Genomic DNA, 17,936 nt, shown 5'->3' on the forward strand with positions numbered 1-17,936 from the left:
TCACTGTTGAGAGGCGCTGATTACAGTAGCAGCGTGCGAGCCGTTGCCGTCCCGCACGCTGTAATAACTGAAAATTATATAAAACAGGCAGCGTCAGAGACGAGTGTGAGTCGCGCGTTAACCTTCAATTGCGCAGTAGTCGCTTCCGGCGTGCCGTCAGATCACGTAGCAGCGTGTCAGTGGCAGGATCGCTGAACAGCGTTTCCAGCGTGGCGCTGAGCTTGCGTCGCCAGTTCGGATATTCATCGCTGGTGCCCGGAATATTGACCGGCGCCGCCATATCCAGCCAGTCCTCCGGTTGCAGTCCCAGCAGGGCGCTGTGGCTATCAGCCAGATAGCGCTGCATCGCCCGGTTTAATGCCTTGCTCATGCCGGTGCGACGTGCATCGCGCCCGGCACGTTTCGGCAGGGCACCAACGCGATGCAGACTCTGCAGCAGCGCCTGCTTTGCCCGCAGCCGATCCTGATATAGCCCGGCCAGCACCACCTTGTCGGGATAGAGGCCGAGTTGTGCGCCGGTGGTCAAATCATCGCTCTGCCACCAGCCACGCAATGTCGGAAGATCGTGAGTGGTCGCGACCGCCATTGCCTGCTGTGGCCATTCGGCGGGCGGACGAAAACTGTGGGCTGACTCCTGCTCAAAATAGAGCACCTTATAGGAGTAGACCCCGCCATCACGCAGCTTATCGACAATCGCTTCCGGCACCGTACCGAGATCTTCGCCAATGACCATGCAGCGATGACGCTGACTTTCCAGCGCCAGAATCGCCAGCAGATCGTCGATGGGATAGTGCACGTAGGCACCGTGCATCGCGCTATCACCGGCCGGAATCCACCACAGCCGCATTAGCGCCATCACATGATCAATGCGCAGTGCGCCGCAGTGGCGCATGTTGGCGCGCAGCAGGGCGATCCATGGCTCCCAGGCGCGCTGACGCATCACCTGCGGATCCATGGGCGGCAATCCCCAGTCCTGGCCGCGCGGGCCGAGAATATCGGGCGGCGCACCGATGCTGGCATCCATGCAGTAGAGATCGCGCTCGCTCCAGGTCTCTGCACCACCCTGCGCAACACCCACCGCCAGATCGCGGTAAAGTCCAATCGGCATCTGCTGCTGCTGGCAGATGTCCCAGCAGTCGGCAAACTGCTTCGCGGCCAGCCACTGCAGCCAGAGCCAGAAGCGCACCTGATCGGCGTGCTGTTGCAGGAAGGCCTGCACGGCCGGACTGCCGGGATCCTGCAACGCCTCCGGCCACACCGGCCAGCCCCAGCGATCACTATCCTGTGCTATCTGATCGGCGTGCAGCGCATCAAACAGCGCCTGATGCTGAAGACTCTCGCCTCCTTCACGTATAAATCCATTAAACGCCTGCACCTCGGGATCGCTGGCGTCACGCTGAGTAAACTGCGGCCACGCCAGTCTCAGCGCGGCAATTTTCAGCCGGGTCACCGCCGCATAATCCACCCAATCAGCTGCGCGAGCCTGTTCCAGCGCCTGCTCTGTTTCCGGACGTTGCCACCAGGCCTGAGCGGCAGCGCTCTGCCGGAAGTCAGTGACTGCGCTCACATCGATGTAGAGCACATTAAGCCAGCGCCGGGACGAGGGGCTGTAAGGGCTGGCACTCTCCGGGCTGGAGGGAAACAGCGCATGGATAGGGTTAAGACCGATAAACGCGCCGCCGCGTGCGGCTACCTCTGGCAGCATCCGGCGCAGATCGCCAAAGTCGCCGATTCCCCAGTTCTCCGCCGAGCGCAGGGTATAGAGCTGCACGCAGGCGCCCCATATTGACTCACCTGCCAGCAGGGCCGGGGGTTCATAACAGCGGGCCGGGGCAATTATTATCCGGCACGACCACTGCTGCGCACCCTGTTGCAGCGTCAGCTCATTATAGCCTTCAGGCAGCGGCGGCAGATGCAGCGGCTGAGCGGGCTGGCAGCGACCTGAGCTGATTTCACCCGCTTCACTGGTGAGATGCCAGTGGGCATCGTCAGCGAGCTGTGGTGACAGGCTCAGAAGATCGCCGCTGCGAAAAATCACCACCGGTGGCAGCGGCGTGCTCAGCGGATGGGAAGGCTGCATCACCGCCAGCAAACGCTGGCGGGTCAGGGTCGGGATCGCCTGTGGCTTGCCGTGAGCATTGATATACTCAGCGGCGATGCCCGCCCGGGAGAAATCGTCCATAACCGGATCTGTTTTCATGGCGTTCCTTAGCGTTTCGCTTGCCAGATGCGCTGCTGGTAATCGCGGATAGCGCGATCGGAGCTGAACATGCCACAGCGTGCGGTATTGAGGATGGTGGCAGGTGTCCAGGCCTCCTGATCGCTCCACAGCGCTTCTACCTGCGCCTGTGCGTCAAGGTAGGGCTGGAAGTCAGCCAGTACCAGATAGGGATCACCGCCTTCCGGGCCGAGACTCTGCAACATCGCATCAAAGGCGTGGCAGTCGCCTTGGCTGAAGGTGCCATCTTCCAGCGCCAGTAAGACCTGATTGAGCTGCGAATCTTTCTTGCGCCACTGCGCCGGGGCATAACCGTCTGCTTTTAACGCCACCACCTGTTCCACGGTATGCCCGAAGATAAAGATGTTCTCGCTGCCAACCTGCTCAGCGATCTCGACGTTCGCTCCATCCAGTGTGCCGATGGTCAGTGCGCCATTCAGCGCCAGCTTCATATTACCGGTGCCGGACGCTTCTTTACCGGCGGTGGAGATCTGTTCGGAAAGGTCGGCGGCGGGAATCAGCCGCTCGGCGACGGAGACGTTGTAATCGGGAATAAACACGACTTTCAGACGGTCACCGATGCGGGGATCCTGATTGATCACCTCGGCCACTTTGTTGATGGCATAGATGATGTTTTTCGCCAGTGCATAGCCGGGCGCGGCTTTGGCACCAAACAGCACCACGCGCGGCGTCCGGTTAGCCTGCGGATCGGTGACCAGCGTCTGCCACAGTGCAATGATGTGCAGCAGGCTCAGATGCTGGCGTTTGTACTCATGCAGTCGTTTGATCTGTACGTCAAACAGCGCGGTGGGGTCAATCTCAATGCCGGTCCGCTGTTTCACCCAGTGCGCCAGCGAGACTTTGTTCTGCTGCTTGATGGCGCGATATTCCGCGCAGAAGGCGGCGTCATCCGCAAAGGCTTCCAGCCCCTGCAAGGCATCGAGATCGTTCAGCCAGGGTTTTTGCAATGTCCGGGTGATCAGGGCACTCAGCGCCGGGTTGCACTGATTGATCCAGCGGCGCGGCGTAATGCCGTTGGTCACGTTGTGAAATTTCTCTGGCCACATCTGGTGATATTCCGGGAAGAGATCCTGCACCACCAGTTTCGAGTGCAGCGCCGCCACACCGTTGACCGCGAACCCGCTGGTCACGCAGAGGTTCGCCATCCGCAGCTGGTTATTATGCACCAGTGCCAGTCTGGCCCACTTCGCTTCATCGTCCGGCCAGCGCGCGGTGACAGCCGTTTTTAGCTGCGCGTTCAGGGTATTGATGATCATCATATGGCGCGGCAGCAGACTGCGCACCAGACGCACATCCCAGCACTCCAGCGCTTCCGGCATCAGGGTGTGATTGGTGTAGGCAAAAGTGTGCTGTGTGATCTGCCAGGCGCGATCCCAGCTTAGCTGATGCTCATCCAGCAGCAGACGCATCAGCTCCGGGATGGCCAGCGTCGGATGGGTGTCATTAAGCTGGATCACTTCATGATCGGCCAGGGTTTCGATGCTGCGTCCGGCCCGATGATGGCGACGCAGAATGTCAGCCAGCGCACAGGCGCATTGAAAATATTGCTGCATCAGACGCAGTTTTTTACCGTTCTGATGATTGTCATTTGGGTAGAGGACCTTGGTCAGTTTTTCAGCATCAATACCCTGTTGCTCCGCGCGCAGAAAGTCGCCGTCGTTGAAGCGATCAAGGTTGAATGGATGGGCATGTTTCGCCTGCCATAGACGCAGTGGCTGGCTGATACCATTCTGATAACCCACCACCGGCAGATCCCAGGCTTCGCCGAGCAGTTCAAACGCCGGTTGCCACTGTGGCTGACCCGCAACCGTCACCACTTTACCGCCCAGTCCGACCCGCACGTTAAGCGCGGCGTTGTGGTTAAACCACGGATAGCGGTCGCGCTGCCAGTCATCGGGGCTTTCAATCTGCGCGCCCTGTTCGAAGCGCTGGCGGAACAGACCGTACTGATAGTTCAGACCGTAGCCCGTAGCGGGCTGACCCACATTCGCCATGGAATCCAGGAAACAGGCTGCCAGGCGACCCAGGCCGCCATTACCCAGCGCCGGATCTGTTTCGGTTTCCAGCACATCAGTGAGTGAGATATCCCAGGCGGCCAGGGCCTCGTTGACCGCGTCATACCAGCCCAGGTTCAGCAGGTTATTGCCGGTCAGGCGACCGATCAAAAACTCCATCGACAGATAGTTAACATGGCGCAGTTCCGTTGGGTCCGGAAGAGCAGGCTGCGCGGCCAGCATATCGGCCAGCGCACCGCTGAGTGCCTGCCACCACTGTGTCGTGGTCATCTCCTGCGCATCGCGCAGGCCAAAACGCTGCCACTGACGGGTCAGGGCAGCATTGAACTGAATCGGGTTGAAATCGGGCTGTGTCATGGTTGATGTCCTGTAAAAACGGAAAATGGATCAATGTGGCGACAGTCTGCCCGCGCGGAAACCCTCGCTCATCCTCCTGCAAAGAATTAGCGGAGGAGGATGGGGAGGGTGGAGAGGATGAGGCTAATCCGAAATCGTTGAAGGAGTGTGATTGCGCACGCTTTTGTAAAGTTTAATTAATGGGTTTGCTTGCATTCATCTGACGAAAAGCTGAACCTGTGTAAGGAATAATTACGAAGCGTAAAATAATGATGCGCTCGACAAATGGAGAAACGCGCGCCCATGTTAATACCCGCTAAACTCAGCCGCCCGGTGCGTCTTCAAGGCACTGTGATTCGGGAGAGATTGCTGCAAAAGCTCACCGCTGCCGGTAACTATCGGCTGGTGCTGGTCACCAGTCCGGCGGGCTATGGTAAAACCACACTGGTGTCGCAGTGGGCGGCAGGGAAAAGCGATCTGGGGTGGGTTTCTTTAGATGAGGGCGATAATCAGCCGGAGCGCTTTGCCGATTACCTGATCGCTGCACTGCAACAGGCCACCCACGGTGGCTGTCCGCGCAGTGAGCTGCTGGCCCAGAAACGGCAGTATGTCAATCTCAATGCCCTGTTTTCTCAACTCTTTATCGAGCTGGTGGAGTGGCAGCAGCCGCTGTGGCTGATCGTTGATGACTACCATCTGATCACCAATCCGGTGATCCACGACGCGATGCGCTTTTTCCTGCGCCATCAGCCTGAAAATCTGACGCTGATTCTGATGTCACGTAACCTGCCGCAACTCGGTATCGCCAACCTGCGGGTGCGTGAGCAACTGATTGAGCTGGGCAGCCAGCAGCTGGCTTTTACCCACCAGGAGGCGCGACAGTTTTTTGACTGCCGACTGGCGGCCCCGCTGGAAAGCGAAGAGAGCAGCCGACTCTGTGATGATGTAGCGGGCTGGGCTACGGCGCTGCAACTGATCGTGCTGTCGGCGCGACAGGGTGCCAGTTCGGCTCAGCACTCCGCGCGGCGTCTCTCTGGTATTAATGCCAGCCACCTCTCCGATTATCTGGTTGAGGAAGTTCTGGATAACGTCGATCTGCCTACCCGCCATTTCTTACTGAAAACCGCGCTGCTGCGTTCAATGAACGATGAACTGATCGCCTGTGTCACCCGCGAAGAGAACGGCCAGATGCGGCTGGAAGAGATTGAGCGTCAGGGTCTGTTTCTGCAGCGCATGGACGATTCCGGCTGCTGGTTCAGCTACCATCCGCTGTTTGGTAACTTCCTGCGTCAGCGCTGCCAGTGGGAACTGGCGGCGGAACTGCCTGCGCTGCATCGGGCTGCGGCTGAGAGCTGGATGGCGCAGGGCTTTCCCGGCGAGGCGATTCATCATGCGCTCGCCTCTGGCGACGCCACTATGCTGCGGGACGTGCTGCTGAAGCACGCCTGGACGCTGTTTAATCAGAGCGAGCTGCCGCTGCTGGAGAACTCCCTGAAAGCACTGCCGTGGGAGATGATGCTGGAAAATCCAATGCTGGTACTGCTGCAGGCGTGGCTGATGCAGAGTCAGCATCGCTTCTCCGAAGTCGACAGTCTGCTGGCGCGTTTTGAACAGGCCAGCCGCTGCGAGATCGATACAGCACTGCGCGGTGAATTTAATGCGTTGCGCGCCCAGGTGGCGATTAACGATGGTAATACCGATGAAGCGGAGCGGCTGGCGAAAGTGGCGCTCGACACCCTGCCAGCGAGCCGTCACTACAGCCGCATTGTGGCAACCTCAGTGCATGGTGAAGTGATGCACTGCAAAGGCGAGCTGGATGATTCACTCAAGCTGATGCGGCAGACCGAACAGATGGCGCGGCGCGATGAAGTGTGGCACTACGCCCTCTGGAGCCTGATTCAGCAGAGCGAGATTCTGTTTGCTCAGGGCTTTTTGCAGGCAGCCTATGAGATCCAGAGCCGCGCCTTTGTGCTGGTCGACGAGCAGCACCTGGCTCAGTTCCCGCTGCATGAGTTTCTGCTGCGCATCCGCGCTCAGTTGCTGTGGGCCTGGGGACGGCTGGAAGAGGCGGAGCAGGCGGCCCGGGAGGGCATCAAAGTATTGAACGGTTTTCAGCCGCAGCAGCAGATTCAGTGTCTGGGATTGCTGGTGCAGTGCTCACTGGCACGTGGCAATCTGGATAACGCCCGCAGCTACCTGAACCGGCTGGAAAACCTGCTGAACAATGGCAACTGGCACAGCGACTGGATAGCCAATGCCGACAAAGTCCGGGTCATTTACTGGCAGTTGACCGGCGACAGCCAGAACGCCCGCGACTGGATGCGGCAGACGCCTAAACCCGCCTTCGCCAATAACCATTTTCTGCAGGGACAATGGCGGAACATCGCCCGCGCGCAAATTCTGCTGGGTGATGTCAGCCAGGCGGAAGTGGTGCTGGAGGAACTGAATGAGAATGCCCGTGCCCTGCGCCTGATGAGCGATTTAAACCGTAATCTGCTGCTGCTAAATCAGATCTACTGGCAGACCGACCGCAAAGCGGAGGCGCAGCGTGTCCTGATAGAGGCGCTGAAACTGGCGCGCAGCACCGGTTTTATCAGCCATTTTGTGATTGAAGGCGAGATGATGGCGCAGCAGCTGCGGCAATTGATTCAGCTGAATACCCTGAATGAACTGGACAGCCACCGTGCCCGGCGCATCCTGCTGGAGATCAACAAATATCACCGTCACAAATTCGCCCATTTCGATGAAGGCTTTGTCAGCCGGTTGCTTAACCATCCTGACGTGCCGGAGCTGATCCGAACCAGTCCGCTGACGCAGCGTGAATGGCAGGTGCTGGGATTGATCTATTCTGGCTACAGCAACGATCAAATCGCCGGTGAGCTGGCGGTGGCCTCCACCACCATCAAAACCCACATCCGTAATCTCTATCAGAAGCTGGGCGTCACCCATCGCAGCGAAGCGATGAATCAGGTGCAGTCGCTGCTGAAAATGATGGGATATGTCTGACGACAGGCGTTTACAGGGGCGGGCTTCAGCCCGCTCTGCCGCATGTCAGCACACCATCGAAACAGGCGGTCTTTATCAATGGGAAGCGGGGCAGTTACTTTACTGCGCAACATGCAGCTCTGATTTGCCGGATTTCGGGCCCTGATTTCTTCCAGCCGGTGCATAAATATCGCATGCATCTGCGCGTTACGGGTTTCACCTTTATTCAGCCCCGCGAGGTCCCGCCTGCAGCAGTTAGGGTAGTGCTTCCTGAAATTACGGATTTCTGAGGTTCAGGAAAATTAATTCTGAGTGGTTAAACAGTGTCCCCTTACCATACCTCTTAAAAGTCAGATGAATTATAGAAAATGATATATGCTTTTGCTTTTTTTTGAGTTCAGGATTGTCATTCCCTGCTTATGAAAAAAGTGCCTTAATAAAAATGCAATATGTATTTTTTCATGAAAAGAGTAAATTGTTAGCAGGGTAATTATTAGCCTTTAATGTCATTAGCTATTAACTAGTTAGTTAAAAAATAGCATCCCCGAAAATTTTTTAAAATTAAACGAAAACATTCTAAAACAACGAAAAACGTTTCATTACACTCCATAGTTTTTATTTTTTAGATAATTTGCTTTTAATGAAATAGCTCATTAGCTATGGGGTGGGCCAGCGATTATCTCATGTATTTATTATCTTTAAGGATGGATTATGAGACATAAAAAATTAACGCTTGCTTTGGCTGTTTTTGTTCTCTCTGCGGCGCGACTTGCAGTCGCTGCACCGTTACATAACCAACCGTTTACGAATCACTCCCCACAGACCTTCTTACTTGTCGGCGATGCTAATGGAGGTGACGGCGGCAACGGGGGTTCTGGTTCTAATTCTCCTGGTGGCCCTGGCGGCGATGGAGGAAATAACAGCGCCAGCGGTAACGGGAATGGCAGCGGTAATGATAACGGCACTGGCAACGGCTCCGCTAACGGTAATGGTTCCGGAGACGGTGACGGCGGCGGTGATGGTGGTGATAGCGGTGGCGATGGTGGTGGTGGTGATGGCGGCGGTGCGTAATCAGGCTGCAGAATCTAACTAAAAATGGTCGCCTCATGAAGGCGGCCATTAATTAAAGGATGAAACTTCTATGTCAAAGCTACACAACACGCTGATTTTTTTTCCACTATCTGCAGGGCTGCTCCTTTCCCTGCCGGTATTCAGTCAGACACTCCCGCAGGACACTATTCAGCTGTCTGCCTGTGAGAGCCTGAACGGACAAGATGGGAACGGCAGTTCGCCTGATGGAGAAAGTGGTAAAGACGGCGTGCCCGGTACAGGCTGTCTGAACGGAGGTAACGGCGGTAACGGTTCTGCTACAGGTGGTAACGGCGGAAATGGGGGAAATGGGGCAGGCGCCGCGACTGAACCCTACCATAAACACCACAAACATCATAAAAATGGACAGGGTAGCGCCAATGGTGGCAACGGGGGTGATGGTGGTTCAACTGACAATGCGCCCGGAGGTGCTGGCGGTGATGGAGGTAACAATGACCAGTCAGAACATCTGTAAACGATACCGTACCCTACTAAGGTGCTCCACTCTGATACTGGTGATTTTTACACACTGCGGTTATGCCTCTCCGGCCTCCCCGATTCCTTTTCCTGATTCCTTATCACTGATTTCTGATGGTGGAAACGGCGGGGACGGTGGTCCGGGCGAAAACGGAGGGGATGGCGGTAACGGCGGTAATGCTGGTACAGGCTCCAACTCAAATGGCGGAGATGGCGGAAATGGCGGCACTAACGGAGCCGATGGAGGGGATGGTGGCAACGGAGGAAGCGGGAACAACTCATCCGGTGGTGATGGTGGTGATGGTGGTGATGGCGGTGATGGCGGTGATAGCGGTGATAGCGGCGGCGGCATATAAGTCATAGCGCAGAGGATGATATGAAAAACCTTCTCATGAAAGCTGTATATCTCATTATTCTCACCTCAGCATTACTGAGACCTTTCATGGTCGTACTCACGGTAACCTCTTCTCTGGCGGCCGGAATATTCAGCACTGCGGCATGGGCAGACGGCGACGGTGGCGACGGTGGTGACGGTGGCGGTGACGGAAACGGGGGAGACGGAGGGAATGCTGGTTCTGGCAGCAACGGAAATGGCGGCGACGGCGGTAATGGTGGTGAAAACGGAGGAAATGGAGTGAACGGCGGTAATGGTGACGGATCAGGTAATGGCGGAAACGGAGGCGATGCGGGTCCTGGCGGCGTCGGCGGGCAGGGTGGCAGTGGCGGGAATGAGGGAGGACATGATGGTTCTCCCGGGATGAGTGGAGCTAAATAGTTATCCCTATGCCGTTAACGTGGTCTGCCGGAGGTTAATTACCCCGGCGACTTCATGCATACAGACTAAGCAGACAGCAAGGCAATGCGGAGACACCGAGTTGCCAGGCCTGAACTGCGAAAGCCGGTAAAGTCATATCAGTCGTTTTTACCGGCACCAGTAAATCCCGATCTTCCTTAAAAGATATCGCATAGTGTCAGCCTGAGTGATGGCAGCTTATCCGGCACCACCCAACGATCCAGTTCCCGCCCGGCCTCAGACGACTCCTGTGACATAACCCCAGCCTCTTCTGCAGGGGAACGGGTTGAATCGCGGCATGCTGGTCACAGATGTTATGTTGCATTAGATCTGAAAGCCGTTCTTATCAGGCCAGGATATTAAGGATCGCAACATAAAAAGAAGATACAGGCGGTGAGTGTCCGCTATGAGCAAGGAGCGGACGTTCCGTTCTTAATGACTGACTGTTACCATTGCATCCAACATAGCACCCAGCTCATCCAACCTTACCCACAACAAAAATTAATATCCATAAATCAGCTCTATACACGTATGACATCACCAATTCCTCAAGTCACAAAATATTTTGCCGATAACGATTTTTTAACGATCCAAAGTCCTGGAAGACAGATATGAATAAATTTGTTTATTGTATGATTGCTTTGTGTTTTTCCGGTTTATGTTCCGCAGCTGAAGATTTAGGCTTGGGGACATATTTATGTGATGTCCGGATAACCAGCTCTCATACAGAGACGCAGCTTTTGCCAAAAGCTGCTGTCGTTGAAGACAATGGAAGTAACTACAAAGTGAAAATGCTGGGTAATGAGGTAGCATCCCCAGCGCTTGAAAGTGTCATGGGTGGTATTAAACAGCAGGCTACTGTTAACGGAATAACCTTCGTAAGACGTCCTAATTACGATGATCGTTTTATCATCGAAAATGCGCATTCCGGCTTCTTTTATAAAATGAGAAACTGCAAAAAAAACTAATATTTTTTCAGCTGATGCTTTAAGCATTAGTATAGGATGGCTTTTAAATTAATTGTGTTTTAAAAGTCCCTGTTTACTATATTATCTTGATTGTGAGCCTCATATCTTTGCAGCCATGTTATGATTAAAATGCTTCGACAAATTGCTGTCACCTATTCGGCCGATGAGCAATTTAAACTGCTATCATGTCCGTATGCCTTCCAGTTTAACGTTCAAGCTGTATTACCTTTGTATTAATTTCTGGCAACAGCAATGAGGCGGGCCAGACTAAGTTCAGATTTATGTCCGCTATGAGTGAGGAGCAGCCATGACCCCAGGGATGGTTTGAATAAGTGATATCCCTTTACCCGTTTTGAGCTGATGCTTTTCTTAGCAGGATGCTTTATGTTGGTCACACTCATCCTGCAGGGTATAACCATGATAAAAGTAGAAAAATCAGATCTATTCTCTTCAGAATCCCATCATTTAATCGAAATGCTATCAGCAGAACTTGCCGCTATTACTGGTGATAACGGCAAAAGCAATTTCACCACCCAAGCAATGGGTGATGACAAAGCTTTATGGGCATTAGCAAAGAATTCTCAAGGCAAAGCTGTGGGATGCGGTGCTATACGACCATTTACCCAAAATATAGCCGAGCTTAAAAGAATGTTTTCAGACCGAAGTGAGTCAGGGATTGGTGGTGCTTTACTCACTTTCCTTGAAAAATCAGCAAAAGAGATGGGATATATCGAAGTTAGGCTGGAAACCCGCCACATCAACTATCGTGCTGTAAATTTCTACATGAAAAATGGTTATGTCCCTATTGAGAATTACGGCCCATATATAGGCAGGACAGAAGCTATCTGTTTCTCAAAGGCATTGCGCTGACTATATTAATTGGAACTGACGTCTGCTCCTGTCACAAAGTAAACTGTCATCGGGCTGATGACCGGTATATGCCAAAAGCGGATACTGTTTTTAATGTGATTTATTTATTTGATGCTGCCTTTGCTGGAGCACAAAGGAAGTCAAACTACGTCGCGATTACTGCTAGCCCCGCCAGGGATAAAACCCATTAGCTAAGCAAACGAACCGCGCCTGGAGACTTGCCCGTTACACGCTTAAAAGCCCGGCTGAAAGCAGCCTGAGAGGAGTATCCTAACCGTTGCGATGCGGTGTCGACGGTAATGTTTTCTGACGACAGCCAGCGGACAGCGAGATGCATCTTTACTTCTGTTGCATACCGTAGCGGTGGGACGCCGATAGTGGTCTGAAACCTTTCGGCGAATGCGGAGCGGGATATATGCGATTCGGCGGCGAGTTCTGCCACGCTCCAGTCGCGGCCCGGTTCACGATGAATCGCCAGGATGGCCTGAGCCAGACGCGGATCGCGCAGTGCTGCAGCCAGGCCAGGGCTATTGCCGCAACCGTCTTCCACCCATCCTCTGATAAACATCGCTCCAGCCACATCGGCAAGCCTGGCGAGAATACCTGCATAGCCCACGCGTCCGGAGCATATCTCACGCTTCATCGCATCAAGGATATGCATGAGTCCCGGCCACTGAATCCCCTTTGCATCGGCATGCATAATTTCAGGCAGCACATCCGCCAGCCGCTGCATGCTTCCCAGATCGATTTTCATACAACCAAAAAACAGCACAGCACCTGGCGTTTCCTGAGTACTCGGGCAGGTATCAATCCCACTCACTTTTTCATCGAGTGGTGCCGTTTCAATATTGTCGATATCCAGCACGTCGGCGGCTGTTGCCGACAAAAGCTGATGCCGTTCGCCGTGGGGAAGAAATACAGCCTCTCCGGCTGAAAGCGTAAGAACTTCGCCGTTTGCACTATGAAGCACCATCTCCCCTACAGCGACGTAGTGCAGATAAGCATGACCGGGCCTGCTTGCGAAGTTCAGGCCAAACGTATCTCCCGTCTGGATACGCTGATATCGCACGCCGTAAAGCCGTAGACCGGAAAGCAGCTCGCTGATGAGTTCTGATGACAGAGCGAAGGATGAAGTCATATGCCTTTTCGGGTTTTGGGTAAAAAAGTGAGGGTTTTAGAGCATAGATCATCCAGCTGCGCCTGAATAGACTTCTTCTCCTGAAACGACTTTCCAGGAGACTTAGAAATGACGGATGAAACTTCTATCAGGGTTCACAAAGAAAGAGTGCAAAGAGATGAGAAAATCCAGCCAGCCTGGCTTGCGGTTTTTTCGTTAACCATGGGTGTTTTTGGCCTGCTCACCGCAGAGTACCTGCCTGCCAGCTTATTAACGCCTATTGCCCGGGATTTGGGTGTGTCAGAGTCTCTTGCAGGACAGGCCGTAACAGTGACGGCGGTGATTGCGTTATTTGCCGGATTACTGATACCGCGATTAACGCGTGCGCTGGACCGGCGCATCGTGTTGTTGAGCTTTACTGCCCTTATGATCTTCTCAAATCTGCTCGTGGCGCTCTCTTCAGGTATTGTCATGCTGCTGGCAATGCGCATCCTGCTGGGTATCGCGTTGGGTGGATTCTGGAGTATGGCAGCGGCGGTTGCGATGAGGCTAGTGCCGGAGAGGCTGGTACCGCGGGCGCTGTCGATCATTTTTAGTGGAATCGCGGTAGGTACTGTTGTTGCCGTACCGCTGGGAAGTTATCTGGGCGAGATGTCTGGCTGGCGTAGCGCGTTTATTGCCGCTGCTGCGGTTGGCGCACTCTCTTTCATTTTTCAGTGGCTGACGCTGCCCGGAATGCCGCCGGTAGTCAGGACCAGGACGGCATCCGTATTTTCTCTGCTCCGGAGGCCGGGCGTGAGCGTGGGCATGCTGGGGTGCGTGCTTGCACACACCGGCCAGTATGCGCTGTTTACCTATATACGGCCTGCGCTGGAAGGACTCGCACACATAGATGCAAAAGGGCTGGCGTTAATACTTCTGGTGTTTGGCGTTGCTAACTTTATCGGGACACTGTCGGCAGGGTGGCTGATGGAACGCAGCCTGCGTTTTACGCTGATTATTATGCCTGCTCTGGTGGGAGCTGCGGCACTGGGTATGATCACTCTGCCGTTATCAATCGCCGGGCTTACGGCGCTGGTCATGCTGTGGGGGCTGGCATTTGGTGGCATACCGGTGGCATGGTCAGGTTGGGTCGCCCGGACTCTTCCCGATGAGGCCGAGAGCGCAGGGGGTATGGTGGTCGCCGCCGTTCAATCCTCCATTGCCGCGGGTGCAGCAATAGGTGGTCTGATATATGGCCTCAACGGGGTGACGGGGGTATTCATTACAGCTGCCTGTATCATGCTTACTGCCGCGCTGGTTATTGCATTCCGGGTCAGAGTCTCGTCATCAGCTGAAGGAACGCAAAACTGACCATTTCAGTGACATTTAATATGTTGGGACACCTCAATCGAACAGCGTAACATCCCCGGACCGCACAGCGTTCCGGGCCTGCTGGCTGAGTCTGTTGGCAAAGGGGCGGTTTAACTGCTGAAGCTGGTTAACATGCGTTTTGAGCGAGGAGCGGAGCTTAGCAATAATCAGTAAGTGCCGTTTACTCGCTATTCTGAAATATCACCATTCTCAGTGGTGATTCAAACGTGCAGAGAAAACATTCCTTAACAGAGACGCTTGAAAAACAGTTTCCAGGTGATATCTTCAACACATAACTACCTCATCAGGAAGACAGTGTGATTACTCTCAGGAATATGAATGAAGAAGAATTCGTAAATTATCGTTCTCTTTTCATCCATGAATATTCGCAGGATCTGCAAAACAATCGCGGATATCTTTCCGAAAAAGCACGAATCAAAGCCATAGAATCTATTGATACAGTGTTAACAAAGGGAGTTGTGACCCCGGCTAATCAGCTGTGGTGTATCCAACAGCCTGATGAACCAGAGGACGTTATTGGCATCCTCTGGCTGTCGATCACCGGGTCATCAGCCTGGATAAGTGATTTCTACATTTATCCTGACTGGCGCGGCCGTGGATTCGGTGGTCTGGCCTTATGCGAAATGAAAAGATTGCTAAAAATAATGAACATCGATGAAGTCGGACTTAGGGTAGCTCCGAATAATGCCTCAGCCAAAGCACTGTATCAGAAGAATGGCTTTCATATTACCGGCATCAATATGTCTCAAAATTTAAAATAAATAATTTAATAAAGCGTTCTTACCAGTAGCCAAAGAGAATATCTTTTTTAAAGACCCCGCCGTGCAGCGCCTCATAATACACATTTGAGGAAATATTTTTTACGACACACTGCATTATTCTCCATAACCCGCTGAGCAAAGAACGGCCCCCTTAATCACAACGGGTTTAGGATTTTTCACTCATCTCTGGCCAGCGTATTGCCTGCAGCACAGCCTTGCCTCTGCCGACCCAGCGTGATCCAGACCATCATCGCGCAAATCAGCGTGACAGCAGCCAGAACTCTAAAAAGAAACGTATACGCAGTGTCATAACTGTCCTGAAGCAATAATCGTGAAATACCGGGTAACATCGCAGCGGGCTGCTCAGTACTGCCGCCCCCCAGCCATGCGGCAGCCTGGTGAATGACCTCTGGCGCATACCCGTGAACGGTGTTTTTCAGATTCAAATCATTCATTTCTGTTAAAAATGCTGACGCCATCGCCAGAGCGATCCCTTCTCCGGCAACGCGAACGGTATTAAAGAGGCCTGCGGCCATGCCCGCTTTCTCCACAGATACAGCTGAAAGTGCCAGACCATCCATCAGTCCCCATGGAAGCGCAGCGCCGGTACCCGTCATAATCAGTGAAAGCACAAGAAAATTACTGCTGTTACGCGGTAGTGCGTATCCGAGGAAAAGCAGCCCGACTGATGCGATAATAAGTCCTGCAGCTGAAACGGTTCCTGGAGAAAACCACCTTGTCAGCAGTGCGGCAATGGACGGGAAAACCAGCATTGGAGACGTCAGCGCCATAAGATAAAAAGCGCTCCGGGACTCACTCATCCCATCACCGCCCATAAAATGCAGCGGAATAATAATCAGCAGCACAACATAGCAATAGCATGTTGCTATCGGCAGTAGCAGAACGCCAGCAAAGCGCGGGCGCAGCAGCAGAGAGATATCCAGAACAGGATTTTCAACCTCCAGGCAACGCACTACAAACCCGCTGAAAAGCAGCATGGCGGAAATGAAAAGGGCGAGTGTGGGAAACGATAAAAACCCCAAGGCAGGTATAAGCATCACCGCTGATGTAAATAACATCAGGGCTGCAGTAAAGATGATTAATCCTGTGCCGTCTGGTTTCTGATGTCCGCTCTCCTCTGATGCTGGCAGAAACGCAGCACCGGCCAAAATTACAATGCCTGAAAGCAGAGCTAACATGGCATACAACCATCTCCAGCCCAAAGCATCCGTAATGAAACCCATTAACACAGGGCCGAACGCCAGGCCCACGCCAAACATAGTGCCAAGTATGCTGAAGGCCCGGGTCCTGTCCGGACCTTCATAGAGACGGGCCAGTGCGGCGCTGCCGCTGGCCAATATCAAGGCCGCCGCAAGACCCTGCAGTGACCTGAACAACCCAGCCATAAAGATATCCTGTGTCAGGCAGATCATAACGCTGCTCAGGCAAAACAGGGCTGAGCCTGCGGTAAAAATGCGCTTTCTGCCAGTAACATCCGCAGTAACACCGGCTGACAACAAAAAACTGCCGAAAGTCAGCATAAATCCATTCGTCAGCCATGACAGCGCGGCAGGCGAGCCGCCAAGCGCCTGTTGTATTGCCGGCGTGGAGATTACACCACCGGTAAAGCTTAACGGCAGCAATATAGCTGCCAGATAGACAGAAAAGGCTGCCATATTCCTGGCATATGGACTGGGTGTTCTGGCTGAAGTTGCCATTGGGTGACCTTATGTTTCCGAAAAGCGGATGGGTTAACAAACTTCAGCAATGTTATTGCAGACATCAGAGTGAATAAATACACTAAAAATCTCTTCTTAACGGACATTAAGTTTATAATCAATGGACAGTCTGACCTCTCTTACTTCGTTTGTCCGGACAGCGGAGACGCTGAGTTTTGTACAGGCCGCAAGGCTGCTTGGGATTTCTGCCTCAGCGGTCGGGAAGAATGTCGCCAGACTTGAGCATAAACTGGGCGTACGTCTCTTAAACCGCAGCACCAGAAACGTGAGTCTGACAGCGGAAGGGGCTGCTTTATTAATCCGGTGCCAGCATATCCTTGAGCAATTACAGGAGGCGGAGTCAGAACTGACGAACAGCTTAGCGCAGCCTGCCGGGAAGCTCAGGGTTTCACTTCCTGTCATTGGCTACAGGTTGATCCTTCCTCTTCTGCCGGACTTTTCCCGCCGTTATCCTCATGTAGAACTCGATCTCGATTTCAGCGACCGGCTGGTAAACATCATTGATGAAGGATTTGATGTAGCCATACGAAGCGGTGAACTGACGGACTCCCGACTGAAATCTAAAAAGGTTGGTGATTTTCGTTTTGTGCTCTGCGCCAGCCCTTCCTATTTGAATGAATATGGCGTACCCGGCTCGCCAGCGGATTTAACGATGCACAGGTGCATTTCTTTTCGTTTTCCCTCAACGGGGCTGCTCCAGCCCTGGGAACTGCGCGGTATGTGCCCGGGTGCTGATTTGAGGACAGCCTCTGTTCTGACCGTAAATAATATAGAGGCTTCTGTTCGCCTGAGCCTGTCAGGTATGGGGATTTGCTATGTGCCCGGTTTTGTCGTTCGCGAATCTTTGAACACGGGGCAACTGAAAGAGGTATTGCCAGGTAGCTGTACCAGGCAGGGGGTTTTCTCGGCACTCTGGCCAGCCAGCCGGTATCTCTCACCGAGAATACGCTGCTTTGTCGATTTTATTGGTGAGTCCGGCCTGTCTCTGTAATCTGTACCAGGCAGTTAATGCTTTCTGAAATCGTATGCACTTTTATGCTTATCTTAAAATCATGAACGTCCGCTCCTGGCATAAAGTGGACATGAATCATGTATAAAATTCGTTAAGAGAGAAGTTGATATTAACAATCTTTCCTACCTCTTATGAGGTAATTGTTAACATCAGTATTGTCT

At 53.4% G+C, this 17,936-nt stretch carries 14 protein-coding genes; 10 read left to right on the forward strand and 4 right to left on the reverse strand.

The genetic code is table 11. The features are described 5' to 3' along the window. Window positions 1–124 precede the first annotated feature (124 nt). Both malQ and malP read right to left on the reverse strand, forming a co-directional pair. On the reverse strand, window positions 125–2,200 hold the full coding sequence (gene malQ / locus GVJ63_RS09770) for a 4-alpha-glucanotransferase (RefSeq protein ID WP_159226772.1): 2,076 nt from the start codon (window positions 2,198–2,200) through the stop codon (window positions 125–127). A gap of 8 nt (window positions 2,201–2,208) precedes the next feature. Then, the gene (gene malP / locus GVJ63_RS09775; protein ID WP_159226773.1) at window positions 2,209–4,611 is read right to left on the reverse strand and encodes a maltodextrin phosphorylase; all 2,403 of its coding nucleotides are present in this window, start codon (window positions 4,609–4,611) and stop codon (window positions 2,209–2,211) included. Window positions 4,612–4,893: 282 nt separating this feature from the next. Here malP and malT point away from each other — a divergent pair, with 282 nt between their 5' ends. The 7 genes from malT (at window position 4,894) to GVJ63_RS09805 (ending at window position 11,772) form a co-directional block, all read left to right on the forward strand. After that, window positions 4,894–7,596, forward strand: a complete 2,703-nt coding sequence (gene malT, locus GVJ63_RS09780) for an HTH-type transcriptional regulator MalT (RefSeq protein ID WP_159226774.1) — start codon at window positions 4,894–4,896, stop codon at window positions 7,594–7,596. 919 nt (window positions 7,597–8,515) lie between these two features. After that, window positions 8,516–8,668, forward strand: coding sequence for a hypothetical protein (locus GVJ63_RS22340; protein WP_232526453.1), 153 nt, complete (start codon window positions 8,516–8,518; stop codon window positions 8,666–8,668). Between the two features lie 48 nt (window positions 8,669–8,716). After that, on the forward strand, window positions 8,717–9,139 hold the full coding sequence (locus tag GVJ63_RS09790; protein WP_010247334.1) for a hypothetical protein: 423 nt from the start codon (window positions 8,717–8,719) through the stop codon (window positions 9,137–9,139). Between the two features lie 116 nt (window positions 9,140–9,255). Continuing rightward, window positions 9,256–9,504 (forward strand): hypothetical protein, encoded by a 249-nt coding sequence (locus GVJ63_RS09795; RefSeq protein ID WP_052673506.1) that lies wholly within the window; start codon window positions 9,256–9,258, stop codon window positions 9,502–9,504. A 79-nt stretch (window positions 9,505–9,583) separates the two neighbouring features. Continuing rightward, window positions 9,584–9,916: a hypothetical protein gene (locus tag GVJ63_RS22235; protein ID WP_235038342.1), complete on the forward strand. Its 333-nt coding sequence runs from the start codon at window positions 9,584–9,586 to the stop codon at window positions 9,914–9,916. Between the two features lie 629 nt (window positions 9,917–10,545). Then, complete coding sequence (locus tag GVJ63_RS09800; protein WP_132498999.1) at window positions 10,546–10,902, forward strand: hypothetical protein; 357 nt, start codon at window positions 10,546–10,548, stop codon at window positions 10,900–10,902. A 384-nt stretch (window positions 10,903–11,286) separates the two neighbouring features. Next, entirely contained in the window at window positions 11,287–11,772 is a 486-nt protein-coding gene (locus GVJ63_RS09805) for a GNAT family N-acetyltransferase (RefSeq protein WP_159226775.1), read from the forward strand. Between the two features lie 187 nt (window positions 11,773–11,959). Here the strand turns inward: GVJ63_RS09805 and GVJ63_RS09810 are convergent, their stop codons facing one another. Next, on the reverse strand, window positions 11,960–12,910 hold the full coding sequence (locus GVJ63_RS09810) for an AraC family transcriptional regulator (protein WP_031592446.1): 951 nt from the start codon (window positions 12,908–12,910) through the stop codon (window positions 11,960–11,962). 108 nt (window positions 12,911–13,018) lie between these two features. Between GVJ63_RS09810 and GVJ63_RS09815 the strand changes: the two genes are divergently transcribed. Further along, complete coding sequence (locus GVJ63_RS09815) at window positions 13,019–14,242, forward strand: MFS transporter (protein WP_159226776.1); 1,224 nt, start codon at window positions 13,019–13,021, stop codon at window positions 14,240–14,242. 335 nt (window positions 14,243–14,577) lie between these two features. Continuing rightward, window positions 14,578–15,024, forward strand: coding sequence for a GNAT family N-acetyltransferase (locus GVJ63_RS09820; protein WP_157353375.1), 447 nt, complete (start codon window positions 14,578–14,580; stop codon window positions 15,022–15,024). Between the two features lie 176 nt (window positions 15,025–15,200). Here GVJ63_RS09820 and GVJ63_RS09825 read toward each other — a convergent pair whose 3' ends face one another. Further along, window positions 15,201–16,742: an MFS transporter gene (locus tag GVJ63_RS09825; protein ID WP_200843115.1), complete on the reverse strand. Its 1,542-nt coding sequence runs from the start codon at window positions 16,740–16,742 to the stop codon at window positions 15,201–15,203. 121 nt (window positions 16,743–16,863) lie between these two features. On the opposite strand from GVJ63_RS09825, the gene GVJ63_RS09830 reads away from it, so the two are divergent. Further along, window positions 16,864–17,754, forward strand: a complete 891-nt coding sequence (locus tag GVJ63_RS09830; RefSeq protein WP_159226778.1) for a LysR family transcriptional regulator — start codon at window positions 16,864–16,866, stop codon at window positions 17,752–17,754. Window positions 17,755–17,936 lie beyond the last annotated feature (182 nt).

Source organism: Pantoea sp. 18059 (assembly GCF_902706165.1).
In the GTDB taxonomy this organism is placed as follows: Bacteria; Pseudomonadota; Gammaproteobacteria; order Enterobacterales; family Enterobacteriaceae; genus Pantoea; species Pantoea agglomerans.

Excerpts from the sequence above, each read along its gene's own strand:
- GVJ63_RS09790 (WP_010247334.1), top strand. The coding sequence starts at position 8,717 with ATGTCAAAGCTACACAACACGCTGATTTTTTTTCCACTATCTGCAGGG.
- malQ (WP_159226772.1), bottom strand. The coding sequence starts at position 2,200 with ATGAAAACAGATCCGGTTATGGACGATTTCTCCCGGGCGGGCATCGCC.
- GVJ63_RS09810 (WP_031592446.1), bottom strand. The coding sequence starts at position 12,910 with ATGACTTCATCCTTCGCTCTGTCATCAGAACTCATCAGCGAGCTGCTT.
- GVJ63_RS09815 (WP_159226776.1), top strand. The coding sequence starts at position 13,019 with ATGACGGATGAAACTTCTATCAGGGTTCACAAAGAAAGAGTGCAAAGA.
- GVJ63_RS09795 (WP_052673506.1), top strand. The coding sequence starts at position 9,256 with ATGGTGGAAACGGCGGGGACGGTGGTCCGGGCGAAAACGGAGGGGATG.
- malT (WP_159226774.1), top strand. The coding sequence starts at position 4,894 with ATGTTAATACCCGCTAAACTCAGCCGCCCGGTGCGTCTTCAAGGCACT.
- GVJ63_RS09825 (WP_200843115.1), bottom strand. The coding sequence starts at position 16,742 with ATGGCAACTTCAGCCAGAACACCCAGTCCATATGCCAGGAATATGGCA.
- GVJ63_RS09820 (WP_157353375.1), top strand. The coding sequence starts at position 14,578 with ATGAATGAAGAAGAATTCGTAAATTATCGTTCTCTTTTCATCCATGAA.
- GVJ63_RS09805 (WP_159226775.1), top strand. The coding sequence starts at position 11,287 with ATGTTGGTCACACTCATCCTGCAGGGTATAACCATGATAAAAGTAGAA.
- GVJ63_RS09830 (WP_159226778.1), top strand. The coding sequence starts at position 16,864 with ATGGACAGTCTGACCTCTCTTACTTCGTTTGTCCGGACAGCGGAGACG.
- malP (WP_159226773.1), bottom strand. The coding sequence starts at position 4,611 with ATGACACAGCCCGATTTCAACCCGATTCAGTTCAATGCTGCCCTGACC.
- GVJ63_RS22340 (WP_232526453.1), top strand. The coding sequence starts at position 8,516 with ATGGCAGCGGTAATGATAACGGCACTGGCAACGGCTCCGCTAACGGTA.
- GVJ63_RS22235 (WP_235038342.1), top strand. The coding sequence starts at position 9,584 with ATGGTCGTACTCACGGTAACCTCTTCTCTGGCGGCCGGAATATTCAGC.
- GVJ63_RS09800 (WP_132498999.1), top strand. The coding sequence starts at position 10,546 with ATGAATAAATTTGTTTATTGTATGATTGCTTTGTGTTTTTCCGGTTTA.